The following is a 24,720-nucleotide window of genomic DNA, read 5'->3' as shown; positions in this document are numbered from 1 at the left end:
TAAACTTAGACGATACCAAACCATGTAAATGCAGCAATTGCGACAAATACTGCAACTGTTTTAATGATGGTAATGGCAAAAATGTCTTTATAAGATTGTTTATGTGTAAGTCCAGTGACTGCAAGTAGGGTAATTACTGCACCGTTATGCGGTAAGGTGTCCATACCGCCAGATGCCATTGCAACAATACGATGCATCACTTCAGCAGGAATGCCCATTGCAGCAATAGCCGTATTGTATTGGTCAGCCATGGCACTGAGGGCAATACTCATACCGCCTGATGCTGAACCTGTAATCCCTGCCAAAACGGTTGTGGTGACTGCACCATTGACTAGTGGGTTGGTAAATGTATGACCTAAAGCATGGCTGATCACGGCAAAACCCGGTAAAGCAGCAATGATTGCACCAAAACCATACTCAGATGCAGTGTTCATCACAGCGAGTAGAGAACCACCTATACTTGCGTTTACACCTTCTTTAAAGCTGGTTGAAACACGACGATAATCGAACATAATCGCAGTGATAATCCCAACGATTAAAGCCAAACCAACTGCCCAAATCGCTGACGTTTTTGCGACATCGACAGTGTAGTTTGCTAGTCCAAGCGCATTAAAATCAAAGCCATTTGGATACCATGTTTTAATTGCTGTAGATAAATATTTATTCATCACTGCAACTAAAATTAAGGGAACAAATGCCATAAATTGACGTAGACCAGAACCATTATCTTGTTGCTGAGATTGATTTTCAAATTGTTGAAGTTCGGCTTCTGTTAAAGTAATACCAGATGCAAAACCATCTCCGTTGCGAGCAGCAACACGACGACGCCATTCCAGATAAGTTAAACCCACACCTAAAACAAAGATTGCACCGATAATCCCTAAAAATGGCGCTGCATAAATATTGGTGCCAAAAAAGGTAGTTGGAATAACGTTTTGAATCTGAGGCGTACCCGGTAAGGCATCCATAGTAAAGGAGAAAGCACCCAGTGCAATCGTGCCAGGAATCAAACGCTTAGGGATATTTGCTTGTCTAAATAATTGGTTTGCAAAGGGATAGACTGCAAAAACCACGACAAATAAACTGACGCCGCTATAGGTTAAAATTGCCCCTAGCAGAACAACGGTAAGCATTGCATTTTTAGAGCCAATTAATTGAACAATCGTTTTGGCAATGGATTCAGCAATACCTGACATTTCAACGACTTTACCAAAAATCGCACCCAGCAAAAACACCAAGAAATAATCTTTAATAAAGCCCACCATTTTTGGCATAAACACACCAGAATAAAATGGTAAAACGTTGGCAGGGTTAATCAGCAAGACGGCCAATAAGGCACAAATCGGTGCCATGAGAATTACAGAAAACCCTCTGTAGGCTGTGTACATCAACAAGCCAAGAGAAAGTAAAATTATACCCAGTTCCCACATATTTTTACTCCGTCCTTAAAGAATATATGTCAAAACCCACCTTGTTTTTATTTCAAATCACGACAAGGCTATCTCAATCATAAAAATGCATTAGTGAGTGAAACCAATAAAAATGGATATCTAGAGAAATTAATATTGATCAATAAATTTAGCTTTTATAAATCGTCCAGACTTATAAATTGGAATATCCATTTCCAAATGATGGATAAAACTATAATCCAAATTATTCGAGGCATTGTTTGAAAATATTTATGAGTCAATATGGAAAACTAATGAATAGAAACAAGTTTCATGAGGTTTTTGCGCAATAGGTCATAGATAAGCAAAAGAAAAAAGCCAAATTGGAAGTGCAGATGAATGAGTATATGTTGAGCATTTTAATTTTATTTACAGCAGTGATTTTATTGACAAGTATATTGCTTGAAATACGTCGTATATCGATTTTGTCTTGATTTAAATGCATAAACATATTTTTACAGATCACACAAATTAAAAACTTTCATTAAGACATCAATCTGAGTAAAAGCGAGATCAGCTAGCATGGATTGATATCTAATTCTATAAGCAAATCGATAGCTCAAATGACTCATTTTAGGATCAAAACTCGCTTGGTTTAGCGTATTATAGAGCTATAAATCAGTTAGGTTGCCGTATGACACTCAAACAGTTAAAAGCTTTTTTAGTTCTTGCTCGGACATTGAATTATGCCAATGCTGCCAATGAACTTTGCCTAAGTCAATCTGCTTTAAGCTTAAGTATCAAAAGTTTAGAGGATGAGTTGGGTGGCAAGCTGTTTAAGCGCAATACCCGCCGTGTGGATCTTACTGCTGAGGGAAATTCGTTGATTCCATTTGCTAAAAAACTTTTGGCAAATTGGGAAGACATGGAAAGAGATGTTAAACAGCGTTTTAAATTACATCGTGGCACATTGAATATTGCCTCGATGCCTTTCGCGACACATGCTGTTTTACCTGCTGTACTGCATGAATTTAATAAGAATCATCCCAATATCAATTTTTCAATCCATGATATTCCCAATGAAAAAATTATTGAAAAAGTCCAAGAGGGCATTTTTGAAATTGGGATTTGTTTTGAACCGCAACACAATGATCAATTAATTTTTAAGCCATTTTTCAATGAAGATTTTTTAGCACTACTTCCCAAGGATCATCAGTTGGCGCAGCGTAAAAGTGTGACATGGCGTGAGCTTTATGCCTATCCTTTTATCACTTTACAGAAACCTTCGATCATTCGACACGTGGTGGAAGAGAAATGTTCACAAAATAATATGATCTTAGATTTAAAACTTGAGTGTCATCAAATTAGTTCATTGTCGCATTTTGTGGCTTTTGGTATGGGGGTCAGTGCGATCCCACGTCATTTTCAAAATTATATCGATAAAGAAAATAATGTCTTGGTCGAAATTGAAGAGGGCAATGTCAATCTTTCGGTTGGGATTATTTATAAAAAAGATTTTGAACTTTCTAATATTTCTTCGCAATTTATTGAAACGATATTGGCACATCAGTTTTAAGAGACTGTCACCTCATCATAAAGCCCACTGTTTCAGGATGAAATCAGATTAATGAGTTTTACTCATTAGACATTTGAAAGAATCAATTTCTAAAATAATTTGCTCGATGTTAATAATAATAATTCTAAAGGACATAGAGTTAAAACGATGAACAAAGTTGTCGCGAATGCACATGAAGCTTTGGCTGATGTGGTTGCAAACAACCAGACTTTTGCAGTGGGTGGTTTTGGATTATGTGGTATTCCAGAAGCATTGATTGATGCCTTAAAAGAAATTGGCGTAACGGGTCTAACCTGTATTTCTAACAATGCAGGTGTGGATGATTTTGGTCTAGGCAAGCTTTTACAAACCAAACAAATTAAAAAAATGATTTCATCCTATGTCGGTGAAAACAAAGAATTTGAACGTCAATATTTAAATGGTGAGCTTGAAGTTGAGTTGACACCGCAAGGCACCTTGGCTGAAAAGTTACGTGCAGGTGGTGCAGGTATTCCAGCGTTCTTTACCCAAACAGGTGTTGGGACATTGATTGCCGAAGGCAAAGAAGTTCGCGAATTTGATGGTAAAGATTACATACTCGAACAAGCATTGGTTGCAGATATTGCTTTGGTAAAAGCCTATAAGGCTGATAAAGCTGGTAACTTAATTTTTCGTAAGACTGCACGAAACTTTAACCCTGAGTGTGCAATGGCTGGCAAATTGACCATTGTCGAAGTTGAAGAAATTGTTGAAATTGGTGAGTTAGATCCAGATTCAATTCATTTACCGGGCATTTATGTAAGTCGTATTGTTTTAAATGCGCAGCCTGAAAAACGAATTGAACAATTGACATTGAAGACGGAGATTTAATCATGGCTTGGACGCGTAATGAAATGGCTGAACGTGCAGCGCAAGAGCTTGAAGATGGCTTTTATGTCAATCTAGGTATTGGCTTACCCACCTTGGTTGCCAACTATATTCCTGAGAATATTAATGTCTGGCTTCAATCTGAAAATGGCTTATTGGGAATTGATGAATTTCCAACACAAGCTACTGTCGATGCAGATTTAATTAATGCGGGTAAACAAACCGTAACTGCACGTAAGGGTGCTGCGTTTTTCTCTAGTGCTGAATCTTTTGCCATGATTCGTGGTGGTAAGGTCAATATTGCTATTTTAGGATCAATGGAAGTTTCCGAAAAAGGAGATTTAGCCAACTGGATGATCCCAGGGAAAAAAGTAAAAGGCATGGGCGGTGCAATGGATTTGGTTGCTGGTGTACAAAAAGTCGTGGTGTTGATGGAACACTGTGCTAAAGATGGTAGTCCTAAAATCGTCGCTGAATGTTCATTACCGCTTACTGGAAGACTGGTCGTAAACCGTATAATTACGGATCTAGGGGTGATGGATATCACTCCTCAAGGTGTAGAGTTGATTGAATTGGCCAAAGATGTAAGCCTAGAACAGATTCAGGCGGCAACTGGGGTAGAACTGATCACCTCAAATCTCGCTGTGGCTTGATTGTGACAAAGCAAGGCTAAAATTCTAATGTAAGCAGCCAAGTTTAAATGCTAAGTCGCTTTGGCGGCTTAGACATGTTATCAATGGATATGCTATTTTCAAAAATACCCGCTTCAAAAGTATACGCATTTAAAATACAAGGTGAACTCGAATGGAAAAGATTGTCATCGTCGCAGCTAGTCGTACTGCAATGGGAAGTTTTCAAGGCAGTTTTGCAAGTTTATCTGCACCGGATTTGGGTGCAGTCGTCATTGAAAAAGTTGTTGAACAAGCCAATGTGCCTGTTGCTGATATTGATGAAGTAATTATGGGCTGTGTATTACCTGCGGGTTTAAAACAAGGTCCAGCACGTCAAGCGATGCGAAAAGCGGGTTTACCGGATCATGTTGGCGCAACCACAATCAATAAAGTCTGTGGTTCTGGGATGAAAGCTGCAATGCAAGCCAGCGATGCCATTAAAGCAGGAAGTGCCAAAATTATTGTGGTCGGTGGGATGGAATCTATGACCAATGCACCGTATTTATTACCTAAAGCACGTTCAGGTTATCGGATGGGGCATGGTCAAGTGATTGATCATATGTTCCTTGATGGTTTGGAAGACGCGGGTACAGGGCGTGCAATGGGAAGTTTTGCACAAGAAATGGCGGATAAAAAGGGCTATAGCCGTGAGCAAATGGATGAGTTTGCAATTCGCTCACTGACACGTGCAAAAAAAGCGATTGCAGAAGGTTATTTTAAAGACGAAATCACACCTGTTAAAGTGGCGCTACGTCAGGGGGAGATCACTGTAGATGTGGACGAAAATCCTGAAAATGCCAAGATTGATAAAATCCCAAGCTTAAAACCTGCATTTGCCAAAGACGGTACGATTACTGCTGCAAACTCTAGTTCAATCAGTGATGGTGCATCTGCACTACTGATCACGTCGGCGTCAGAAGCGAAAAAGCGTGGTTTGACTGTGTTGGCTGAAATCAAAGGCTATACAACCAATTCCCAGCATCCTGAAGAGTTTACCATTGCACCTGTGGGAGCAATTGAAAAATTACTGAAAAATGTAGGTTGGTCCGTAGACGATGTTGACCTGTGGGAAATTAACGAAGCTTTTGCCATGGTCACTATGGCTGCAATTGATGCATTTAAACTTGATCCTGAAAAAGTCAATATTAATGGCGGTGCTTGTGCACTCGGGCATCCACTGGGTTCATCAGGTTCACGAATCATTGTGACCTTGATCCATGCTTTAAAACGCTTAGGTAAAACCAAAGGGATTGCAACACTTTGTATTGGTGGTGGTGAAGCTACAGCACTTGCAGTTGAATTAAGCGCGTAATTTATTGTTTATCGTGATAAATAGCTAAATAGTTTGTGATTCAAAATTAAAAAAAGCCGGTCGTTTCAATACTGCCGGCTTTTTGCTGTTCTTTGTCATGTGAGTTTATGTATAGTCAACTTGTCAAAAAATCAAACCCAAGAAATGAATATTTTTAATTAAATCAATTATATGACGAGATAAATTGTTTGATTATAAAAAGTTTGCAATGCTCCACCTTACATTCAAAGTTTCAATACCTTTGTGTAGGCGATGCCTCATTTTTCGTAGTGGATGCCAAACCTTGCGCTGCAAACAAAGCAGTGCTTTGTTTTTGCTTATGTTGGGCGGGGGGACGTCCTGTACCCCCTTACTCCCACACACAAGGGGCGACATCCATGTCACCCCACGGTAGGACAACCATTTATGATTCAAAAGCACAAGGCTTTATCATTAAATCTTACCATTTATGACTATAAGTCACTTTCAATGTTGCACCTGACGCCAGCAGATGGCTGGTGTTATTACTGGTACGGAGAAGTTGGCTGTATAAAGGATAGTATTTACGGTTAAACATATTTTCTAAGCCAATCGTAACGGTATCTTTTTTGTTGAGGGCAAAACTACTGATTAAATCTGCAGTGGTATATGACTTCACATCATAACGTCCAAAACTGTTGACACCGTTTAAGCGATAATCTTCTGAACCAAAATATGTCGCTTGTAAACGATTTGTCCATGTGTCTGTTGGGCTATAAGAAATGTATCCTGTTACTTTTAAAGGTGGAATACGGTAACCCGTCATGTCTTGTTCTGTATTGGTGTTCTGTGGGGTTTCACGGCCTTTCATCCATGTAACACTTCCTCCAGTTCCCCATACTTTTGCATCATCAAGATAATCAAGAGTCGCTTCTACACCAGTCACTTTTTCTTTGGTACGCGTCAGTATCAAGCCATTGTTAAAGGATTGAACACCACCCAGATCGGAAGTTGACTGGAACACCGCTAAGCTCGAACTAAAATTATTAAAATGACCGTTCCAACCGAGCTCGTAATTATCCACCTTAACCGGTTCAAGGAATGATGATGCTAAGTTAAATCCTGCTGTTGCATTACGGATCACCACCCCTACATCGGGCAATTGAAAACCTTGATTAAAAGATGCGTAAATCGAGTGCTGATCTGTTGGCTTAAAGGTGACATTGGCATTATATAACCATGCATCGGCCGTCACTTTACCCCCCTTAACAGTATAGGGATTTGGTTTGCCTAATTGTGATAATGGAACAAAGCTATCAATTTTTGCATAACTGTCTTCATAACGCGTACCCACTTCAGCAGACCATTGCTCATTGAAATTATGCTTTAATTGCGCAAAACCGCCGATACTTTGGGTGGTTAATTCAGGTAAATAGATTAGTTTTCCATTTTTAACAAATTCTAAGCCACCAGATTGGTCATAAATGGTAGGATCAAACGTATCTAGAGGCATTTCGCTTTTTTCACGGCTAAAATCGCCACCCCAAACAATCGACGTATCACCTAAAAATTCTAGTGGGGTGTTTACGGTTAGGCGACTGCCAAGAACATTATTGTTTTGATAAACCTGATCGACTTTTCCACCACGGGTACTGACTTTACGGGCATCAAATGGCGAGAAGCGAGTAAAAAAGTCTCGGTAATAGATTTGCGCGTCAACTTTGCTGCCAAATAAATCTTTATTGTTATAGGTTAAATTGTAGATTTGATTTTCATTTTTATTCTGGTCTTTTAATTTAAGCCCTTTGATTGCTTTCGCAGGTACGCTACCTGCAGGAAGTTTTGCTACACTTGGGTCAGAGGCATAGTCAGAATCTTGTTCAGCGTTATAGTAATTTGCTGCAAATTGTAGATATTGGTTATCGTCAATGTGATAGCCAAGTTTACCGCCTACGCTATATGCATCCGCATCAAATAAATCACCTTGACTTGGTTCTGGTGCAACACGATCGCCTCGGGCATCGTATGGACTACCAATACGTTGATAGCCAAAATCAAATGCATAGTCAAAGTTATTTAAGCTTCCAGAAAAATATTGATGAATATCTCCACTTAAAGCATCTGTACGAAAGTTGGTCAAAGCGCTTTGTAGCCCAATCACAGTTTTTGCAGTCGGTTCACCGCCCGCTGCTTTGGTGGTGATTGAAATCGTTCCGCCAGCAGCACCACTTCCATAAATCGCATTACTGCCACGAATGACTTCTATCCCCGTAATACTTTGCGGGTCGATTGATGAAAGACCTCTTGATGTATCACGTGTCAAATTCATAGGTACGCCGTCAACCAAGATCAAGGCATTACGTCCGCGTAAAGTTTGCCCATAATCGGTAATTGTACGACTTGAGTCTGATAAACCAGGTACAACTTTGGCTAAAACTGTGGCAATATTTCCAGAAGACGCATTTTTTAGAAATTCAATTTGTTTTTCATCTAATTTGGTCACTTGTTTTGCAGAAGAGGAGAATTCATCTGAGCGTGATGCACTGACAGTAATGGTTGGAAGCACCGCAGCTTTGTTTTCTGTATCTGTAGCCTCTGTGGGTGAAATAGCAAAAGAGGATTGTGATAAAAAGATGAACCCACCAATTGATATAAGTGGAATGATTTTTTTTACATCAGACTTCTTATTAAAAATTTTGTTGCTTTTCATCTTGTTTCCTTTTATCTCACCCTGAGATTGCTTTAAATTGACGAAAGTATAATTGAGAATGATTGTAATTCACAGTAACAAATAAACAATAAAACATTTATATTCAGCTTAAATTTTTATTGAGTGGAATAGCTGATACACCACTCAAGGTTTAGAGACCTATACAATTTCTTTATATGAATCAATATGAAGCTGATGTGCTCGACGGGTAATACTGCGATCATCACCGAGCACAAAAAGTTTTACAGACTGGTGTTTCCACAACGCAATATCTTCAGGCTGGCGCGGAATTGCGCAGAAATATTTACCCTGTTGTTGAGTTTTGCTATATATCTCTTGGATCTTTGCTTGAACTTGCGGATGGCGCGTTTCCCAAGGAACGCCCATAGACTGAGAAAGATCTGCCGAACCTTCAAGAATAATATCGATCCCATCAATAGCTAAAATTTCATCGATATTTACTACACCAGCTAAACTTTCAATCATTGCGACGACAACTGTTTCTTGGTGTGCGTGTTGCACAAAATCCGTTAAGCTCTGCATGCCATAGCGATTTAACCGAGTTGAATTTAAGCCCCTTTGTCCTAGGGGCATGTAGTGGCAATAATTCACAGCTTCTTGGGCTTGTTGTGCATTTTCTATACGTGGTAATACAATTCCAGTTACGCCAGCATCGAGTAAAGGTAAGATCAAGTGATTGGCGGTTAAGGGGACTCGAACCAATACATCAAGCTGTATGGCTCTAGCGGCTATAATCATGCTTTCAACTTGGGACGTACTAAATAAAGTATGTTCCAAGTCAATAATAATAAAGTCATAACCAGCCAGTCCCAATTGCTCCACATGAATTGGTGAGGCAATAGAACAGAATATGCCATAAAGCGACTCACCATTTTTCATGCGTTTTTTAAAGGAAATTGAAGTTTTATTCATATTCAATTTCCTTAATTAAACTCAACGGGTTTGGGGTGGTTTGTACTCTTAATCGGATTTCTGGTAGGAAGCGACGACTTGCAAGTTGTTCAATATCGATGGTGTCATCTGTAAAGTTAAACAATTCATATCTTTGTGCAAATTCTGGATGCTTTTCTTTATGTTGATTGATGATTGATCTTAACATTGTCCAAAATTTGATTTCATCAAACTCATAATGTGTGTTTAGAAATATGGCCAATTCCGCTAGATTGACAAACCAAAGTGCGTCTTGGGTGAAATCTCTTAACTCATTTGCTGCGTGCGTTTCTAAAAAAGAATTTGGGTTAATTTTGGCATGTTCTTTAGGCGCGTCTTGTAAATCGGGTAATAGCTCTGGATTTCTTAGCAAATGACGACTAAAGCGAATACCATCATGGAAATCTTTTAAAGCCGCTTTAACAGGTAGACCATCTTTGTGAATTAACACCATGTTTTGTGCATGTGATTCCAATGCTAAGCCGTGACACCATAAAATATGCATAATTGGCAGATAGGCATTTTTTAATAACTTCTCTAACCAAAACTCGATCCCGTATTGTTTGATCCAGTGGTCTATCAGCGGTTTTTGGTCAGTATCAAGTTGCATTAGACCTGTAACTGGTGTTGCTGATTCGCCTTCATTGAGATAATGATAAATACTTTCACGCCAAATACAGGCCAGTGCGCCATATTGAACAGCTAAGGCGATCGGCTGATTGATAGAAAGTCCAGCAATTTCTCTTAAAATAACGGGTTTACGTTGTTTTTCTAAAATATGGTCTTGCTCAACGATTTTATACAGCCAGTCACTCATTTTTGCAGCATTTTGCACAGTATGTGGTGCTAAAACACGAGAGGTCGACGTGTTAACTAAATTCATTGCTAATTTTAGTGATAACGCTGAAATATCCGTGATGTTTGATAATGTTCGGATTGATTGTTGCGGTAAATAAGTAGGTCCAGCGATTTTCAATGGAATGATCAGTTGATTGCTGATTGCATCTTGATAATACAATTCAATAATTTTATCCCATTGCCAAGGGTGAATGGGGCTAAGAATATAATCATTGAAATCAACTTGATACGCTGTCAATTCCTCACGGATTGCGTGAAGGTCTTTGTCTGAAAAATGCTGTTTATACAGTTGATTTAAGTTGATCGTTTCACTCAAAACCAATTTGCATAAGCTTTTATGAGTAGCAGTCCATTGAACAGAGAATCCTTGGGATAATTCAGGTGAGTATTTTTGATTTTCCTTAAGATCAAAGCCTATTCTAGATTTAAAACTTGGATGATAGAGATGTGCATTGTTTATACGGGCTTCTTGCTCAATATATGACAGTGTTCTTAATGGTTGGTTGGGTGATAGACCCAGTGTTTGTGCATGTTTGACATAGCTAAGATTGAGCTCATCATTAAAGCTTTGCCATTTGATTGGATCAGCATCAATAATATGTTTTAAATCAGCTAATAATGCTTTTAAATTTGGACTGCTTGATGACTTTTGAACAGCATCATAACGGACTAAACTCGATGGATTTAATTTAATTCGGTTAAAACTAAAATGTTGTTTAGCGTCGCAGCTATAAAAAAGATCATCTGAAATAAAGAATTTAATTTGCCCATTTGATTTTTCGTAGTTAAAGGCATTTTCAAAGATTAAGGCTTCTAATAATTGCCCGATGACACGTCTTTCCGCTTGGACTTTATAATCAATTTGTTGCGTAGCTTGAAGAGGGGTCAGTGCTTGAGCGCCTCTGTATTTATAAATCGGATTTTCAATATCAATCCAAATCGGGTTACCGCCACTGTGATATAAGGTGTTCATCATATTTGCCTTAATAGGTAAAGTGAGAGAGTTAAGCAAAAGGTTGCAGTAGTGCTGTGCTTTATCTGAGAAGTTTTCATCGATCAGGGTTTTTCTGGTGGTTTGCCAAAGTTCACTTTCTTCAATAATGCTTACTCTTGATATCGCACTAATTAGATGCGCAATATGATTGATGACTAAATAATATTGCAGAAAAATCCATGCATCCTTTTGAGAAAACCAAACAGTGCTATCTTCAGAGACTGAGGAATGATCATTGAGCATCTCAGAAACCACACTAATCCCTTCCATATCACGAATAATCAGTCGAGCAGGGAAGCCTTGTTTAAATTCCATTAAACTATTTTGCATATGGGCTTCAACACTAATCCCTTTATTTGCAAACAATTCAATCAGTGGAACCAAGGAAACTTGAATATATTGTTTCCACCAATCAGCAAGAAAGGCTTTTGAGTGACTATTTGGAAGTCCTTGGGCTTGTGCGGCCTGATCAATAAACGCCATTAAGGGGATCTGATGATGCTCATTTTCTTCGACTAAACCACCTAGCATCCGAGTATTTTCAAGCGTTTCCGTAGCTAATCCTGCGCGATATATAATGCCAAAAGAACTTTCTAACTCAGGGATTTTGACAGTTTTGGCTGTAAGCTCTGGAAGAATGAGCATATTTTTATAGTGTTGGTTGATCTGATGCTTAAGAATGATTTTACTGGCATCAATCGCTCTTTCCATTTCATCCATAGGGTTGTTACGAATAAAACTAGTAATACGCACATCAATGGAGAGTTTTAAAAAAATATTAGATTGCGGTAACCAAACGGTTCGTACTGAAGATGTAGGCCAAACGGTTTGTCCTAAAGCACCTAAATATCGAACCTCATGATTTTCTAAATAGCGTTTTAAGGAAGGGTGTAGGAGTAAAAAGTTTGCCTGCCACGGATGTGTAGGCAAAAGTTCATAATTTTTGAAGTCATCTTTGAGGCGGTGTTGTGCATGCTTCAAAACGTCTTCTTCAATCAGTTGATCAATATTATTATCGCTGACAAGTTTTTGGATTAAGGATGAATGCACTGCGAAGTAGTGTAACTGAAACGTCGCACCTAGCTCTGGGCTATACTTTTTCATATCCTCTTTAGAAAAGCCTAGATTGGCTTTTGAGGTCACATGAAATGGATGTCCATATAACATGCCTTGTTCAGCAGATTGAAAACTAGAGGCCAATTTAGGCTTTATTTGATCTACGCTGTTTTCTAAAAAGAATTTGGTATTTTCGATACTGTTTGCGATTTCCGCATAGAGATTCTGATTTTGCTTTTTATCTTTAAATTGGCTATTTAACTTTAACTCATCGGTTATCATTTTAACCAACACTTTAGGATCAGTGAGACTTTTGACAGTCTTATCCTCAGTATTGAATACACAAAAAGAGCGCTGGTAACGATGATAACCTGTGCTTGAGAAATGCTGTATCGCACCATAGATGATTGAGTTAGATGCAGTAAATGGGTATGAAAAATAGGGTGAATTATTTGCGTCATGTATTGCTAAAGGTGAATCCTGTTCTGAGAGAATATGCTGTTCGAGTTGAACTTGAAGTTCACGAAAAAAAGTATTCAAGTATTGTTCAAAAAGCTTGTAAGACCATGCATCGGTGGTAATGATCGGGTTCATTCTTGTACCTCTTCTAAAATTGTATTGGTTAAAAATTTGTTTAAAGTCACGATTAATCCAGCACCAATAAAAAATAATGCAGTGCAAATTAACGCGGCAGTGATATTGAAAAATGAGTATGTGAGGGTGACCGCAATCGGTCCAAACAGTTGACCAAGAACAAAGGCACTATTTGAAATACCAATCACTTTTCCTTGATTTCTTGCATCAGTTTTTAACGAAATCGTATGAAAAATAGAGGGAATAAGTGCAGCGAAACAGAAACCTTGTATGAGTCTTAAGAGCAGTACTAACCAAATATTAGTGGTCCATGTCAAAGCCAGAACCGTGATTCCACAGATCAGTGTTGCACTGACAAAATTATGAAATGAATCGCCTCTCGCATCGTTGCGTTTCCCCCAATAGGTTGCAGCAAAAAATGCAGCACCCCATGAAAGTGCGTGGATTGTTCCTGTTAAACTCGCAATAGATAAGGGTATAGCTATATTTCGACTTATTTCACTGATATATAAGATAAAACAGGACACTAAACCGAACCCGCCAGCTTGGACAAAGGTTCCCGCACTGAGCCACGAAAAAATTGTTCGATCAAAAGATTGTAGTGTTGATGGTTTTTTATCGGGTCCCGTGACAGATGTCTGCACAGTTTGGCTCAATAAAATAGCAGCAACTAAGATTAAAACGATGACAATATATGCTGTGGCACTGAGTAAGGTTTCAACTTTCCAATGATCCATAAATATGCCACCGAGTACCGGACCACATAGACAGGCCAATGCGACACTGCTTTGGAGCTGTCCAAAGGCAAGACCTCTTTGTCGCTCGCTAGACAAATAAGAGGTATAGGCATAAAGAATCACGGATAGACCGCAAAATCCTAATAAAATACGGGCAAAAATAAACACAAATAGATGCTGTGCTCCCGCCATTAACAGTATAGAAATGCAGAAACCAGCCAAGGAAAGTAACAGTGCTTTTTTATGCCCAAATGTATCTGATAGATGACCAATAAGGGGGGCTGTAAATAGACTCCCTAGAGCTGGTGCTGACAGCGCTATACCTGCCCAAATGGCGGGTGCTGCCATTTGCGCCGTCAATTTTTCCATATATAGCGGCATGATCGGTATTAAGACCATCAAGCCAAAAGTCGAAAAAAATTGACACAGTAAAATAATCAAATGATCTAGGCGAGAGGAACGCATGATTTAGATATCCATGGTCTCATAGCAAGATTGGAATAAAGCATGGTAGGGATTTGACGTCATACCAATTTTACTTGGCATCCCTGTTGAATCACCTTGTTGGGCTAATAAAGGGGTGAGTAATTGTTTGAATGGCCAGTGGCTACTTTCAAAAACATATTTTTGAATACAGTTTTTCGATTGTTCAGAAAGTGCGGCAGTTTCTATAAAGTTGACAATAATTTCTTGGATCATTTCCCAGAAATCAATTTCAGTATGATTGGTATATTTCAATGTTGCTAATGCGATAGGGTATAGGTTGATTTGTATCCCGAGGGTTATAAAATAATTAAATAAATCCTCATTTTTATTAAAGATAAGATTGTTTGGCGTACTGGTATCAATTTTATAGTCTGGTGGAACAAAATCACTGTCCTGAATCGCAGGGGTGCATATTCTTAAGGTGTCATGGTCACGCAGAATAAAGCATTTAAATTGATTGTCTTGGTAACATACAAGGGTGTTTTGACCATGACACTCAGGCATAACACCAAAAGACCACAGTGTGAGAAAAGTGTGAATAAAATGGGTACTCAAATCTTTAAGTAAGTTCCATTTGTCACCTGTTATACCTAAAGCTTCCCATGGATCAATATAAGGACAACTTAAAGCAGACATGCTAATGGGTGCTATATTTTTTTCTTGGCAAAAATGAGGTAAATGCCTCACTTGACAGCCGATAACACCTAAATTTTGTACCAGCGGTTCTTGTTTTCCTAAGACCCACCAATGGGTTTCATTGCTTAAAGAGAGCTGATGTTTTAATGATGGTGTTTTGTCGATGACATCATTGAGAAAATCATATGCCGCATGACCGTTGGCTAAATATCGAGCAGGCATAGAGCGAATAGCACCCAAAGTTTTGGCATTGGTCGAGAGCTTTAAGTGCTGATTTGAATTTAAGTGATTGATTAAAGTTCGTAGCGAGGATGTTGGGCAACCAATTGCAGTGGCGAGGCCGAGGTCAATCCCTAGATATTTGTTTTCTTGAAATGTTAAATAGTCATGCTGTGTTTTAAGTACAGGTATTGCAAGGTATTCATTTGAGAGAGCCTGCATTTTTTCAATAATAAGATTTTTTTCCTCAGCAGGGAGAGCCAGTTCATCATGTGGAATGGATTCCATATTATTTATGACATCTGTTTTTTTAAATGCCCACCAATACACTTCAATTTCTTTTTGAGTAATGAGTGGACTGAGTTCACCTTTCGCATGTGCAAATGGATGAAATGCACGGTCAGCGACAAGCGAAAGTAGTTCACTCATTATGAGTGGCGAAGAAAAAGAAAGGGCGGATTGTAAGATTTGAGGAATTTTTTCAGCAGTCACCAAATTATCATGCCAATACGCAATGGCCTTTTGGTGGTTGATTGATGGCCACCATGAGGATTGAGTTAAATAATTAAAAACGTCAGCAATCGCGATCTCAGTGGTCTGTTGACTCAACGTGTTATGAAGTAAAACTTCTGCTTTTGTGATATAGAAAGGATTTACACTATTTACTTTTAAGCAATTGAAATGTAGTTCCAACTCACTCCTCAGATGTATTACAAGATAAGGCTTTTTATAGACAATATGGTTTCTGAACTCACCATAATTTTCCATATAGAGCGCATCTATAGTTTTCTGAAGTTGTGTTGTGTAAATCCGATCTAACATGTGCATTGTTCCTATAATTATAAAAGTGGCAAAACTGTGCCAATATTTTGTTTTTGTGCAGCATTGAAAAACCATTTCGCACAAACAATATCGTCGATCGCCATACCCATTGGATTGAGTAAAATGATTTCATCATCATTTTCACGGCCATTTTTATGCCCAATAATGATGTCACCTAGTTCAGCATGTAGTTTTTCACGGCTAAATAAACCTTCTTCAACCAGTACATTGATGACTTTCTTTTCTCTATTGGATTGATCCCAGTCATCCACAATCACTTTGTCAACTTTGAGGAAAACTTCTGGTTCAATATCCATGATTGATATATTTGAAACGAAGCAACCTTTTTTAAGCCATTCAAACGGGATATAGGGTTTGTCAGATACTGTGCAAGTGATTAATACATCTGCCTGTTGGATCGCCGACTTGGCAGTTTCATGAATTTCGATTTGAAGATTTGGATATTCGGCAATAAATAAAGCTTTAAGTTTTTCTGCAGCTTCTGGGTTTAGATCAAATAAATGTATTTTTTTAACTTGTGGGTATTGTTCTAAGACCGTTTTGATTTGCATTTGGGCAATCGGACCACAACCAATCACGCTGATATCTGAGAAGTCTTTTTTGGCGAGATATTTAATTGATACACCAGTAATTGCCGCTGTTCTCATCGCACTAATTAAACTGCCTTCCATGATTGCCACGGGGTAATTTGTTTCAGCGTCATTTAAAACAATTAAGGCACTGGCACGAGGAATATTAAATTTCTTAGGATTGTGTTGGCGAGAACCAATCCATTTGATCCCTGCAATAGGATCATTTCCAGCCAAATAACATGGCATGGCAATAATTCGGTCGGCAATATGGTCCGCACCTTGCCAACGTAAATAGGGTTTTAAGGGTTGTACAAACTGTTTATTTGCGTGAAGTGTGAGGCCTTCAGTAATTGCTTCGATAAACGAATTACTGTGATTTGCACCAAGATGAAGTAAATCTGATTGACTAAGGTAACGAAGGCTAGCCAAATTACTCATAAATATTTCCTAAAAAGTGGAGTTAAACAACGGATTGCAAAGTAAAATTTTCTTGATTGAGATGATTTTTATTGAAATGTCTTCTCTTGATCATTTCGAACCATTCTTCGTCATAAACTAAATCTAAATAACGATCGCCTCTATCTGCCAAAAGGGTTAAAACGCATGATCCAGAAGGGATGGTCGGGATAAGTTTTTTTATTGCTGAAATAGATGAGCCGCTAGATCCACCCGCAAAAATGCCTTCATGTTCGAGGAGTTCTCGGCAACCTAAAGCTGACTCATAATCATCAACATAGATGACATCATCTATTTCATCTGGGGAGAGTAGGGCTGGAACGGTACTTGCACCGATACCCGGAATTTCACGTGGGCCTGAGTGACCACCAAAGAGAACAGAACCGACGATATCGACTGCAATAACTTTTAAATGCGGGAATTTTTCTTTTAAGCGGCGAGATACGCCCATGATTGTTCCAGAAGTACTTGCACCAACAACCAAGTAATCAATACTGCGATCGATTTGATTTATGATTTCTTCTGCTTCACCATAATAGTGGCTTTTCCAATTGTTGGGATTTGCATATTGGTTGATCCAAACAGCATTGGGCAACTGGCGGCAAAGTCGTTGTACTGTATCGATTCTTGTTTTTAAATAACCGCCGTTTTGATCTTTTTCAGAGACCATTTCGATATTGGCTTTATAGAGCTTCAACATTTGTAAATTGGCTGAAGCAATTTTGGGGTCAATCACAGCAGTGAATTTTAGGCCGTAAATTTTGCATGCCATTGCAAGTGCAATTGCTAAATTGCCCGATGAACTTTCAACAATATGGCTATCTTTATGAATGAGGCCAGATTTAAGCCCTTCTTGTAACATATACAATGCAGGTCGATCTTTGATACTTCCACCTGGATTGAGTAACTCCATTTTTGCGACAACGGTGACGGATTGATCAGTAAACATCCTTGAGAGTCTGATTAAAGGAGTTTTACCTATGCAATCGAGAATATTGTTATGGATCATCGTTAGAATTCTCTGGTTTTATCTATTGCAAATGATAATCATTATTGGTTTTGTTATTATTAAAATTTACGATGGATTTGTTGTGTTTTGTAATTTTATTGAAGAATAAACTGTGGGCGTGAGTAATGATTTTGTTTATAAGTTTTTGATAAATATGGATTATATATAATTATTGACTTAAATTATAGTGAAATTAGATGACCATTTGATTAAAATTGTTAATCAATCACTAGAAAAAAATTATAAAGCAGATCGCTATCACATTTATTTTTATTAAAGAGAATCACCCTAAGAAAATCTTAGAAACTCAAAATTAATCAGAACTGAAATTATAAAAAGACAAATTAAATTAATAATTTTTGTGCTGTGTTTTCCTTGGGTTGTTGGAATAGGCCATTAAAAGATTGTGTTTTACATCAAGAATGTTAATGATTATTATTATCGATAAAATTCAGACCTACAACTGAGGAAACAGGATGCGCCTTTCCCAATTCAGCTTATGTGTTTTATCTATTGCCATCAGTAGTCAGTTATATGCACAGGATGAAACCTCGAATAATCAGACACCAGTGAGCAATGCTCAACAACAGGAATCTGTCCAGAAATTGCCACAGATCGTTATTACAGCAACACGATCAGAAAAAAGCATTGCAGATATTGCAGGAACTGTACAGAACATCAGCGGAGCAGAAGTACAAAAACAGGCTGGAGCAGGACGAAAAGTAGCAGATGTTCTTGGACAACTGGTTCCTTCACTGGCGCCGTCTAGTGGTACTGGAAGTAATTATGGTCAGACCATGCGAGGCAGAACGGTACTGGTGATGATTGATGGTGTATCTCAGACGGGATCGCGTGATCCTGCGCGCCAATTGAACAGTATCAGTCCGGGGATGATTGAACGGATTGAGGTCATTTCTGGAGCAACCAGTATTTATGGTTCTGGTGCAACGGGTGGGATTATTAATATCATTACCAAACGTGCTGACAAATCGAAACCACTGAGTTTTGAGACGAAATTAGGGATAACCTCTGCTGATAATTTCCGAGGAGATGGTCTGGCTTATGAAGCAGGTCAGAGCGTTTCTTTCAGTAATGATAAAATGGATGGTTTTTTGGGTGCGAACTATACCAGCCGGGGATCATTGTTCGATGCGAATGGGGATCGGATTGCAACTGAACCCAATCAAACCAGCCGTAATGATACAGATACGTTAGACATAAATGGACGCCTGAATTTTAATTTGACTGACACACAAAGCTTAAGTTTTGGTGCGCAGTATTATAAGGATAAGCAGGATACTCGTTATCTACCTGATTATGGACCGAACTATACCATTGCTAAAGGGCCACAGTCTGAACGAGCCATCAAGGGGCTGGAATTAAGTAATCAGCCATTTACGGATCGTTATGCTTTGAATACCCAATATCAAAATCAGGATGTATGGGGGCAGACGGTAAATTTGGAAGCCTATTATAGAAATGAAAAAGGGCGTTTTTTCCCAGTTTATTCAGGTGGCGCTACGGTCAATCAATCAGAATATACGGTTGATGTAGCTGGAATGCGGTCTACAGTGCAGTCAGATTTTAAGCTTGCAGCGCGAGATCTTAATCTGACCTATGGTCTGGATTATGACCGAGAAAAAGATACTCAGCATTATGACGTATTGTCTGTCAGCAATAACGGTATAGTTTACAAGGATACTGGTAGAAGGTTAGATGCTGGTCCAGATACTGTCATTCAGAATATCGGGGCTTTTTTACAGGCAGATTATCAATTAACGGATCGCTTTAATCTTCAAGCGGGAACGCGCTATCAATATATCAAGGCAGATACAGACGCTTATACACCTTCTAGACAAACACAAAGCGTTGCGAGTGATTCAACAAATGCTGACAAGTTTTTGTTTAATTTAGGCGCAGTTTATAAACTTACTGATAATCAGCAATTATTTGCCAATTTCTCTCAAGGATTTAGTTATCCAGATATATTACGGATGTTACGTGATGTCTCAATTCTGACCGTTTCAACTGCGAATATAGAACCACTAACGGTCAATAGTTATGAACTGGGTTGGCGTCTGCAAGATGATCAAAAACTTGATTTAGGAATTACTGGTTTTTATAACACATCTGATAAAGTCATTCAGTTCAATGCGGATCGTTCAGTCAATATTGCGGAAACTGATCAGCGTGTTTACGGTGCCGAAATGACTGCGGCATATCCAATTCTGGATGATTTTAAAATTGGTGGCACGTTGGCTTACACCCGTGGACAATATAAGGATGCGGCGGGTAATTGGCGTGAGTTAAATGCTTATCAGGTATCTCCAACTAAGGGAACTATTTTTGGTGAGTGGAATAGTGATGATGGTTATGGATTCCGTGTACAGGTGCTTGCTGTAAAAGGAACTGACAAAGCATTTGAAGACGATAAGGTTGCAGTGAACAATGATAAAGTGGTTCCAAACCGGGCTGCAAAAATAAAGGGTTATGCGATTATGGATACCCTCGTGAATTTCCCGGCTTATAAGGGGCGGGTGGATTTTGGAATTTATAACGTGTGGAATAAAGACTATCGCACCGTTTATAGTCAGCAGTCAGAAATTACCTTTTCACCTGTGTCTAGTATGCGGGCACAAGGCCGGACTTTTGGTTTGAGTTATACTTTTAATTATTAATTGATGTTAGCTAAAAGCTAGTGCTGAGTGTTTGATTGTCACTTATCACTAGTTTTTTATTTTAATATAAATCAGTTTTTTAACTGAATATAAGTGTGAATTATCATTAAAAAATTAAAATATAGCACAATAGAATTCATGAGCTATTCAGAGCTTTTGAAAAAACTAGTTAGGATGAATAGAGTCCTTGTATTTGAACTATTGTTACACAATTAAAAATTGATAAAAATACGATGAGTACATGCTGTAGCACCATAAGATCGGTTCGAAGTTGTTTTGTTTATTCTTACTGTTTAAAACCCATCATTGCCAAAAACTAAATCGAAAAGGAGATATTCATACATCCGCCTAGCGTAACAATCTTATTGTAGATTTTGAATTATTTTTGAATAAATATTTTATAAAACAATGAGAAAATTTTACTTATTATGCATTAAAAAATAAAAATATTTACATTTTTGCTTAAAATTTGAGCGCAATATAGACAGGTCTGTATAGACAAACCCTTAAGTTTTTTAGTATAATCGATCACAATTTAGAATTTAATAATAAGCATGTCTAACAATATTTACGCTGCTTTGGAGCAGCTTGGATTATCAGCACAAAAGCGTGCCATCCACGTACAATTTTCTAATTCGGCGTTGAGCCAACAAGTGTTCCTACAACGTATTGATGGAACACATCAAATCAATGAAGGTGTTCGACTTCAGCTCATCTGTCTTGCAACGTCAGCAAGCATTCCTTTAAAAAGCTTTATTGGAACGCAAGCTGCAATCGATATTGTCACAGATAAATCTGAATTAACCCGTATTTCAGGGATTATGACCCAAGCCGATATTGGCGCATCTGATGGTTCTCTTACCATCTATCGTTTGACTGTAGAAGACCCAACAGCACTTTGGAAACACCGTAGAAACTCTAGAGTATTTATGAATAAGTCGGTTGTGGATGTGATCCAGACCGTGTTCCAAGAATGGGTACAACGCAGCCCACTATTTGCTTCAAGTCTGACATTAGATAAGAGTGGACTGAGCAAAGACTATGATGTGCGCCCATTCATTATGCAAGCATCTGAAAGTGATTTTGACTTCCTGACCCGTTTGATGAGAAGTGAAGGGATTAACTGGTTGATCGATGAAGCTCAGCTTAAAGTATCGAGCTCAACAGAACAAATCCAAGCACAAAAGCTTCGTTTAATCGATGATAATTCGCAATTTAGTGCCTTAGAACGCCGCAATATTCGCTTTCATAGAAGCAGCGCCGTAGAAAAAACTGATTCAATTACCAATTTTATTGGTCAGCGTTCCATTCAACCGACTTCAGTGTATATCCAGCGTTGGCAAGCTGATGTATTGGATATTGATGAAGGCGCTGGCAGTGTCCAAAGTAAACACAGCCATAGTGAAAATTATGACAATGCCAGTCTAGCTTTAGAACAAGCATGGCACTTTAGCCCTGCATGGATTCAAGACCTTAATGGCGAAGATGGTGCCACGCCATCGGGCAACAGTCAGATTGAAAAGTTTAATCAAAACCTCAGCAACTACTACGATTCACAAGCCAAACAATTTACAGCAACATCAACTGTGCGCGATGCACATGTTGGTTATTGGTTTGAACTAAATGAACATCCTGAGATAGATCAACACTCAGGTGCAGACAAAGAATTTTTAATCACGGCTAAAAGCTTTTATAACCAAAATAACTTACCTAAAGATCTCACCGATCAAGTCACCGCTTTAGTCCAACAAAGCAATTGGCAAACAAGTCAAATCACCAGCAACACGAGTGATGAACGTCAAGCCAGTAATTTAACCATTCAACGTCGTAATATCAGCACGGTTCCAGCCTATAACCCATTACAACACCGACCGATTGCATCACCACAACGGGCCAAAGTGGTGGGGCCAAGCGGAGAAGAAATTCATGTTGATGAATGGGGGCGTATCAAAGTTCGCTTCCTGTTTAGCCGTAATGAAGACAATACCCATGATGGCGGTGCGGGTTCTAATGACAATGACACAGATTCAGCTTGGGTCGATGTCCTGACCCCATGGGCAGGCGAAGGCTATGGTGCGCGGTTCTTACCGAGAATCGGTGAGATTGTTGTAATTGACTTCTTTGATGGCAACATTGACCGTCCATTTGTGGTTGGGCGCATCCATGAAGCACAACGTCATCCAAGCAAGTTTGATGACAAAGGCAAACTGCCTGATACCAAGAAACTGGCAGGAATAAAAAGTCGAGAGTATCAAGGCAGTGGCTACAATCAACTGAGGTTTGACGATACTACTGGCCAAATCAGCAGCCAGTTACAGAGTAGTCATGGGGCCAGCCAACTCAACTTGGGCAAACTGAGTCATCCAAAAGACAAAGCAGAAAGTGATGATCGTGGAGAAGGTTTTGAGCTGAGAACTGACCAATGGGGAGCACTACGCGCAGGGCAAGGTTTACTGCTTTCGACCTACAAACAAGACCAAGCCAAAGGTGATCACCTTGATTCAGAGTTTGCCAAAAAGCAACTTGAGGGTAGTCAGACCAACAGTAAAGCTTTAAGTGATATTGCCAAAAACCAAAAGACGGATGAAATAGAATCGATTGAGCAACTCAAAGCTTTTGCCGAAGACATTGAAAAAGATGTTGCTAAGTATAAAAAAGCCATCATATTACTCAGTTCTGTTGATGGGATTGCCTTAAGTACCCCTGAAGATATCCATCTTTCAGCCACAGGCATCATTAACCATACTGCGGGCGATAGTATTAACCTCAGTACCCAAAAGAATCTTTTGGGGCAAGCTTTAGGCAAAGTGAGTCTATTTGCTGCACAAGGTGGCATTAAAGCCATTGCCGCGCAAAGTAAAGTTGAAATTCAAGCGCAGTCAGACGCTTTAGATGTATTTGCTAAACTGGGGATTACCATCTCATCTACAGAAGATCGGATAGAAATCAGTAGCCCAAAAGAAGTGTTGATTACTGGTGGTTCCTCACAGATTGCCCTAAATGGCTCAGGGATTTTCCCAAAAACAGGCGGTAAGTTTGAGGTCAATGCAGGGCAGCACACATTTAAGCCGGGTGCCAGTGTGAGTAAATCAGTAGAACTGCCGCCATCGAATCCGCTCAAAGGCGCACTCGACTTATTAAAAAGCTATGGTGGGCAAGACTTCTTTAAACAAACCGGCTTTAAAGTGATTGACTCATTTGGCAAGCAAGTGTCTGGCAAGCTGGATGCAAATGGCTTTGCCCAAGTGACAGGTATTGCACCTGGCCCTGCCAAAGTTGAATTTGAGACTGATCCACGGAGTGCATGGGATAAAGCAAGTCATTTTAACCGTGATTATACTTGGTCCGAAGAAGTGGTCGGTGGTGCCACAAGCTTTGCACAAAATACATTAAATTCAGTGGGACAAAATATGATGTCTCAACTCAAAAACAATTTATTCTCTTTGAATGCTGACTCATTGAAAGATATGGGCAAAAATGCTTTAAAAGACTTAGGCACACAAAGCTTGGGACAATTTAAAGAACAATTTACTCAAAGTGCATTAGGTTTCGTCTCTTCGGCATTGAATTTAAATTTATCTCCGTCACAGATGATGAATGTGGGGCAGATGATTGCCAATCCAAGTCAATCCCTACACAACATTAAAGATCAAGGTATCGATTTCTTTAAAGACCAAGCCTCAGCATTGTTTGCTCAACAGACCAGTGGTTTAGTTTCTAATATAACTGCTGGAATAGGATTTGGGTCGTCACTGGGGCAAGGTTTTGTTGCAGAGTCATTTGGCGCTACTCAAAATGGGCTAGATGCCCCAGTGAAAGTGGTGGATGATTTTATTAAAAAAGATGAATATTTCTCTCGCTTCTTAACTTATAGCATTACCACTCGAAAAGGTGATGCATCTGTACCCACGATCCCGCAAAATATTCCTCAACAAGTCAGTCAGCCTGCACCAATTTTGACTCAGCAGACTCCACAAGCGACAGCACCTGTCGAAGTGAGAAAACCGCAGTCGATTTATGATATGGATAAGGATGTGGTACGGATGGATCTGGAAGAGTCCCGTTATGTCACCAAACAAGTGACTGTGCGAAAAACGGCTGCTGAACAAGCAGATGTATATAACGCGCGAAATAAATAATTGAACATTTTTTTGAATTTTAATTGATTGA

14 protein-coding genes are annotated in these 24,720 nt (G+C 39.0%); 6 read left to right on the top strand and 8 right to left on the bottom strand.

Going from position 1 to position 24,720, the window contains the following annotated elements; genetic code table 11:
* Positions 1-5: 5 nt before the first annotated feature.
* Complete coding sequence (locus AC2G3J_RS12255; protein ID WP_419361410.1) at positions 6-1,430, bottom strand: GntP family permease; 1,425 nt, start codon at positions 1,428-1,430, stop codon at positions 6-8.
* A gap of 652 nt (positions 1,431-2,082) precedes the next feature.
* Between AC2G3J_RS12255 and AC2G3J_RS12250 the strand changes: the two genes are divergently transcribed.
* The 4 genes from AC2G3J_RS12250 (at position 2,083) to AC2G3J_RS12235 (ending at position 5,793) form a co-directional block, all read left to right on the top strand.
* The gene (locus tag AC2G3J_RS12250) at positions 2,083-2,964 is read left to right on the top strand and encodes a LysR family transcriptional regulator (RefSeq protein WP_004820562.1); all 882 of its coding nucleotides are present in this window, start codon (positions 2,083-2,085) and stop codon (positions 2,962-2,964) included.
* Between the two features lie 147 nt (positions 2,965-3,111).
* A complete protein-coding gene (locus AC2G3J_RS12245; RefSeq protein WP_004721433.1) occupies positions 3,112-3,813 on the top strand; it encodes a CoA transferase subunit A in 702 nt (233 codons plus the stop codon).
* 2 nt (positions 3,814-3,815) lie between these two features.
* Complete coding sequence (locus AC2G3J_RS12240; RefSeq protein ID WP_239045931.1) at positions 3,816-4,463, top strand: 3-oxoacid CoA-transferase subunit B; 648 nt, start codon at positions 3,816-3,818, stop codon at positions 4,461-4,463.
* Between the two features lie 151 nt (positions 4,464-4,614).
* Complete coding sequence (locus AC2G3J_RS12235; protein ID WP_419329241.1) at positions 4,615-5,793, top strand: thiolase family protein; 1,179 nt, start codon at positions 4,615-4,617, stop codon at positions 5,791-5,793.
* A gap of 439 nt (positions 5,794-6,232) precedes the next feature.
* Here AC2G3J_RS12235 and AC2G3J_RS12230 read toward each other — a convergent pair whose 3' ends face one another.
* The 7 genes from AC2G3J_RS12230 to sbnA all read right to left on the bottom strand — a co-directional run bounded on the left by AC2G3J_RS12230 (position 6,233) and on the right by sbnA (position 17,872).
* Complete coding sequence (locus AC2G3J_RS12230) at positions 6,233-8,461, bottom strand: TonB-dependent receptor (protein WP_483770046.1); 2,229 nt, start codon at positions 8,459-8,461, stop codon at positions 6,233-6,235.
* 159 nt (positions 8,462-8,620) lie between these two features.
* On the bottom strand, positions 8,621-9,394 hold the full coding sequence (locus AC2G3J_RS12225) for an HpcH/HpaI aldolase family protein (RefSeq protein ID WP_483770045.1): 774 nt from the start codon (positions 9,392-9,394) through the stop codon (positions 8,621-8,623).
* Positions 9,387-12,914: an IucA/IucC family protein gene (locus AC2G3J_RS12220; RefSeq protein ID WP_483770044.1), complete on the bottom strand. Its 3,528-nt coding sequence runs from the start codon at positions 12,912-12,914 to the stop codon at positions 9,387-9,389. The genes AC2G3J_RS12225 and AC2G3J_RS12220 overlap by 8 nt, the downstream gene beginning before the upstream one ends.
* Positions 12,911-14,116, bottom strand: a complete 1,206-nt coding sequence (locus AC2G3J_RS12215) for an MFS transporter (RefSeq protein ID WP_336954734.1) — start codon at positions 14,114-14,116, stop codon at positions 12,911-12,913. Before AC2G3J_RS12215 ends, AC2G3J_RS12220 begins: the two co-directional genes overlap by 4 nt.
* A gap of 3 nt (positions 14,117-14,119) precedes the next feature.
* On the bottom strand, positions 14,120-15,814 hold the full coding sequence (locus AC2G3J_RS12210; RefSeq protein ID WP_483770043.1) for an IucA/IucC family protein: 1,695 nt from the start codon (positions 15,812-15,814) through the stop codon (positions 14,120-14,122).
* A 17-nt stretch (positions 15,815-15,831) separates the two neighbouring features.
* Entirely contained in the window at positions 15,832-16,845 is a 1,014-nt protein-coding gene (sbnB, locus tag AC2G3J_RS12205) for a 2,3-diaminopropionate biosynthesis protein SbnB (RefSeq protein ID WP_483770042.1), read from the bottom strand.
* Between the two features lie 22 nt (positions 16,846-16,867).
* Entirely contained in the window at positions 16,868-17,872 is a 1,005-nt protein-coding gene (sbnA, locus tag AC2G3J_RS12200; protein WP_336954736.1) for a 2,3-diaminopropionate biosynthesis protein SbnA, read from the bottom strand.
* A 476-nt stretch (positions 17,873-18,348) separates the two neighbouring features.
* Here sbnA and AC2G3J_RS12195 point away from each other — a divergent pair, with 476 nt between their 5' ends.
* Together AC2G3J_RS12195 and AC2G3J_RS12190 are read left to right on the top strand one after the other, a co-directional pair.
* Positions 18,349-20,550 (top strand): TonB-dependent receptor, encoded by a 2,202-nt coding sequence (locus tag AC2G3J_RS12195; RefSeq protein ID WP_483770041.1) that lies wholly within the window; start codon positions 18,349-18,351, stop codon positions 20,548-20,550.
* A 554-nt stretch (positions 20,551-21,104) separates the two neighbouring features.
* Positions 21,105-24,689, top strand: coding sequence for a type VI secretion system Vgr family protein (locus tag AC2G3J_RS12190; RefSeq protein ID WP_483770040.1), 3,585 nt, complete (start codon positions 21,105-21,107; stop codon positions 24,687-24,689).
* Positions 24,690-24,720: the final 31 nt, after the last annotated feature.

It is taken from the genome of Acinetobacter legionensis, from assembly GCF_057165765.1.
Note: the sequence above shows the minus strand (reverse complement) of the source record. Positions and strands in the feature narration are given on the sequence as shown.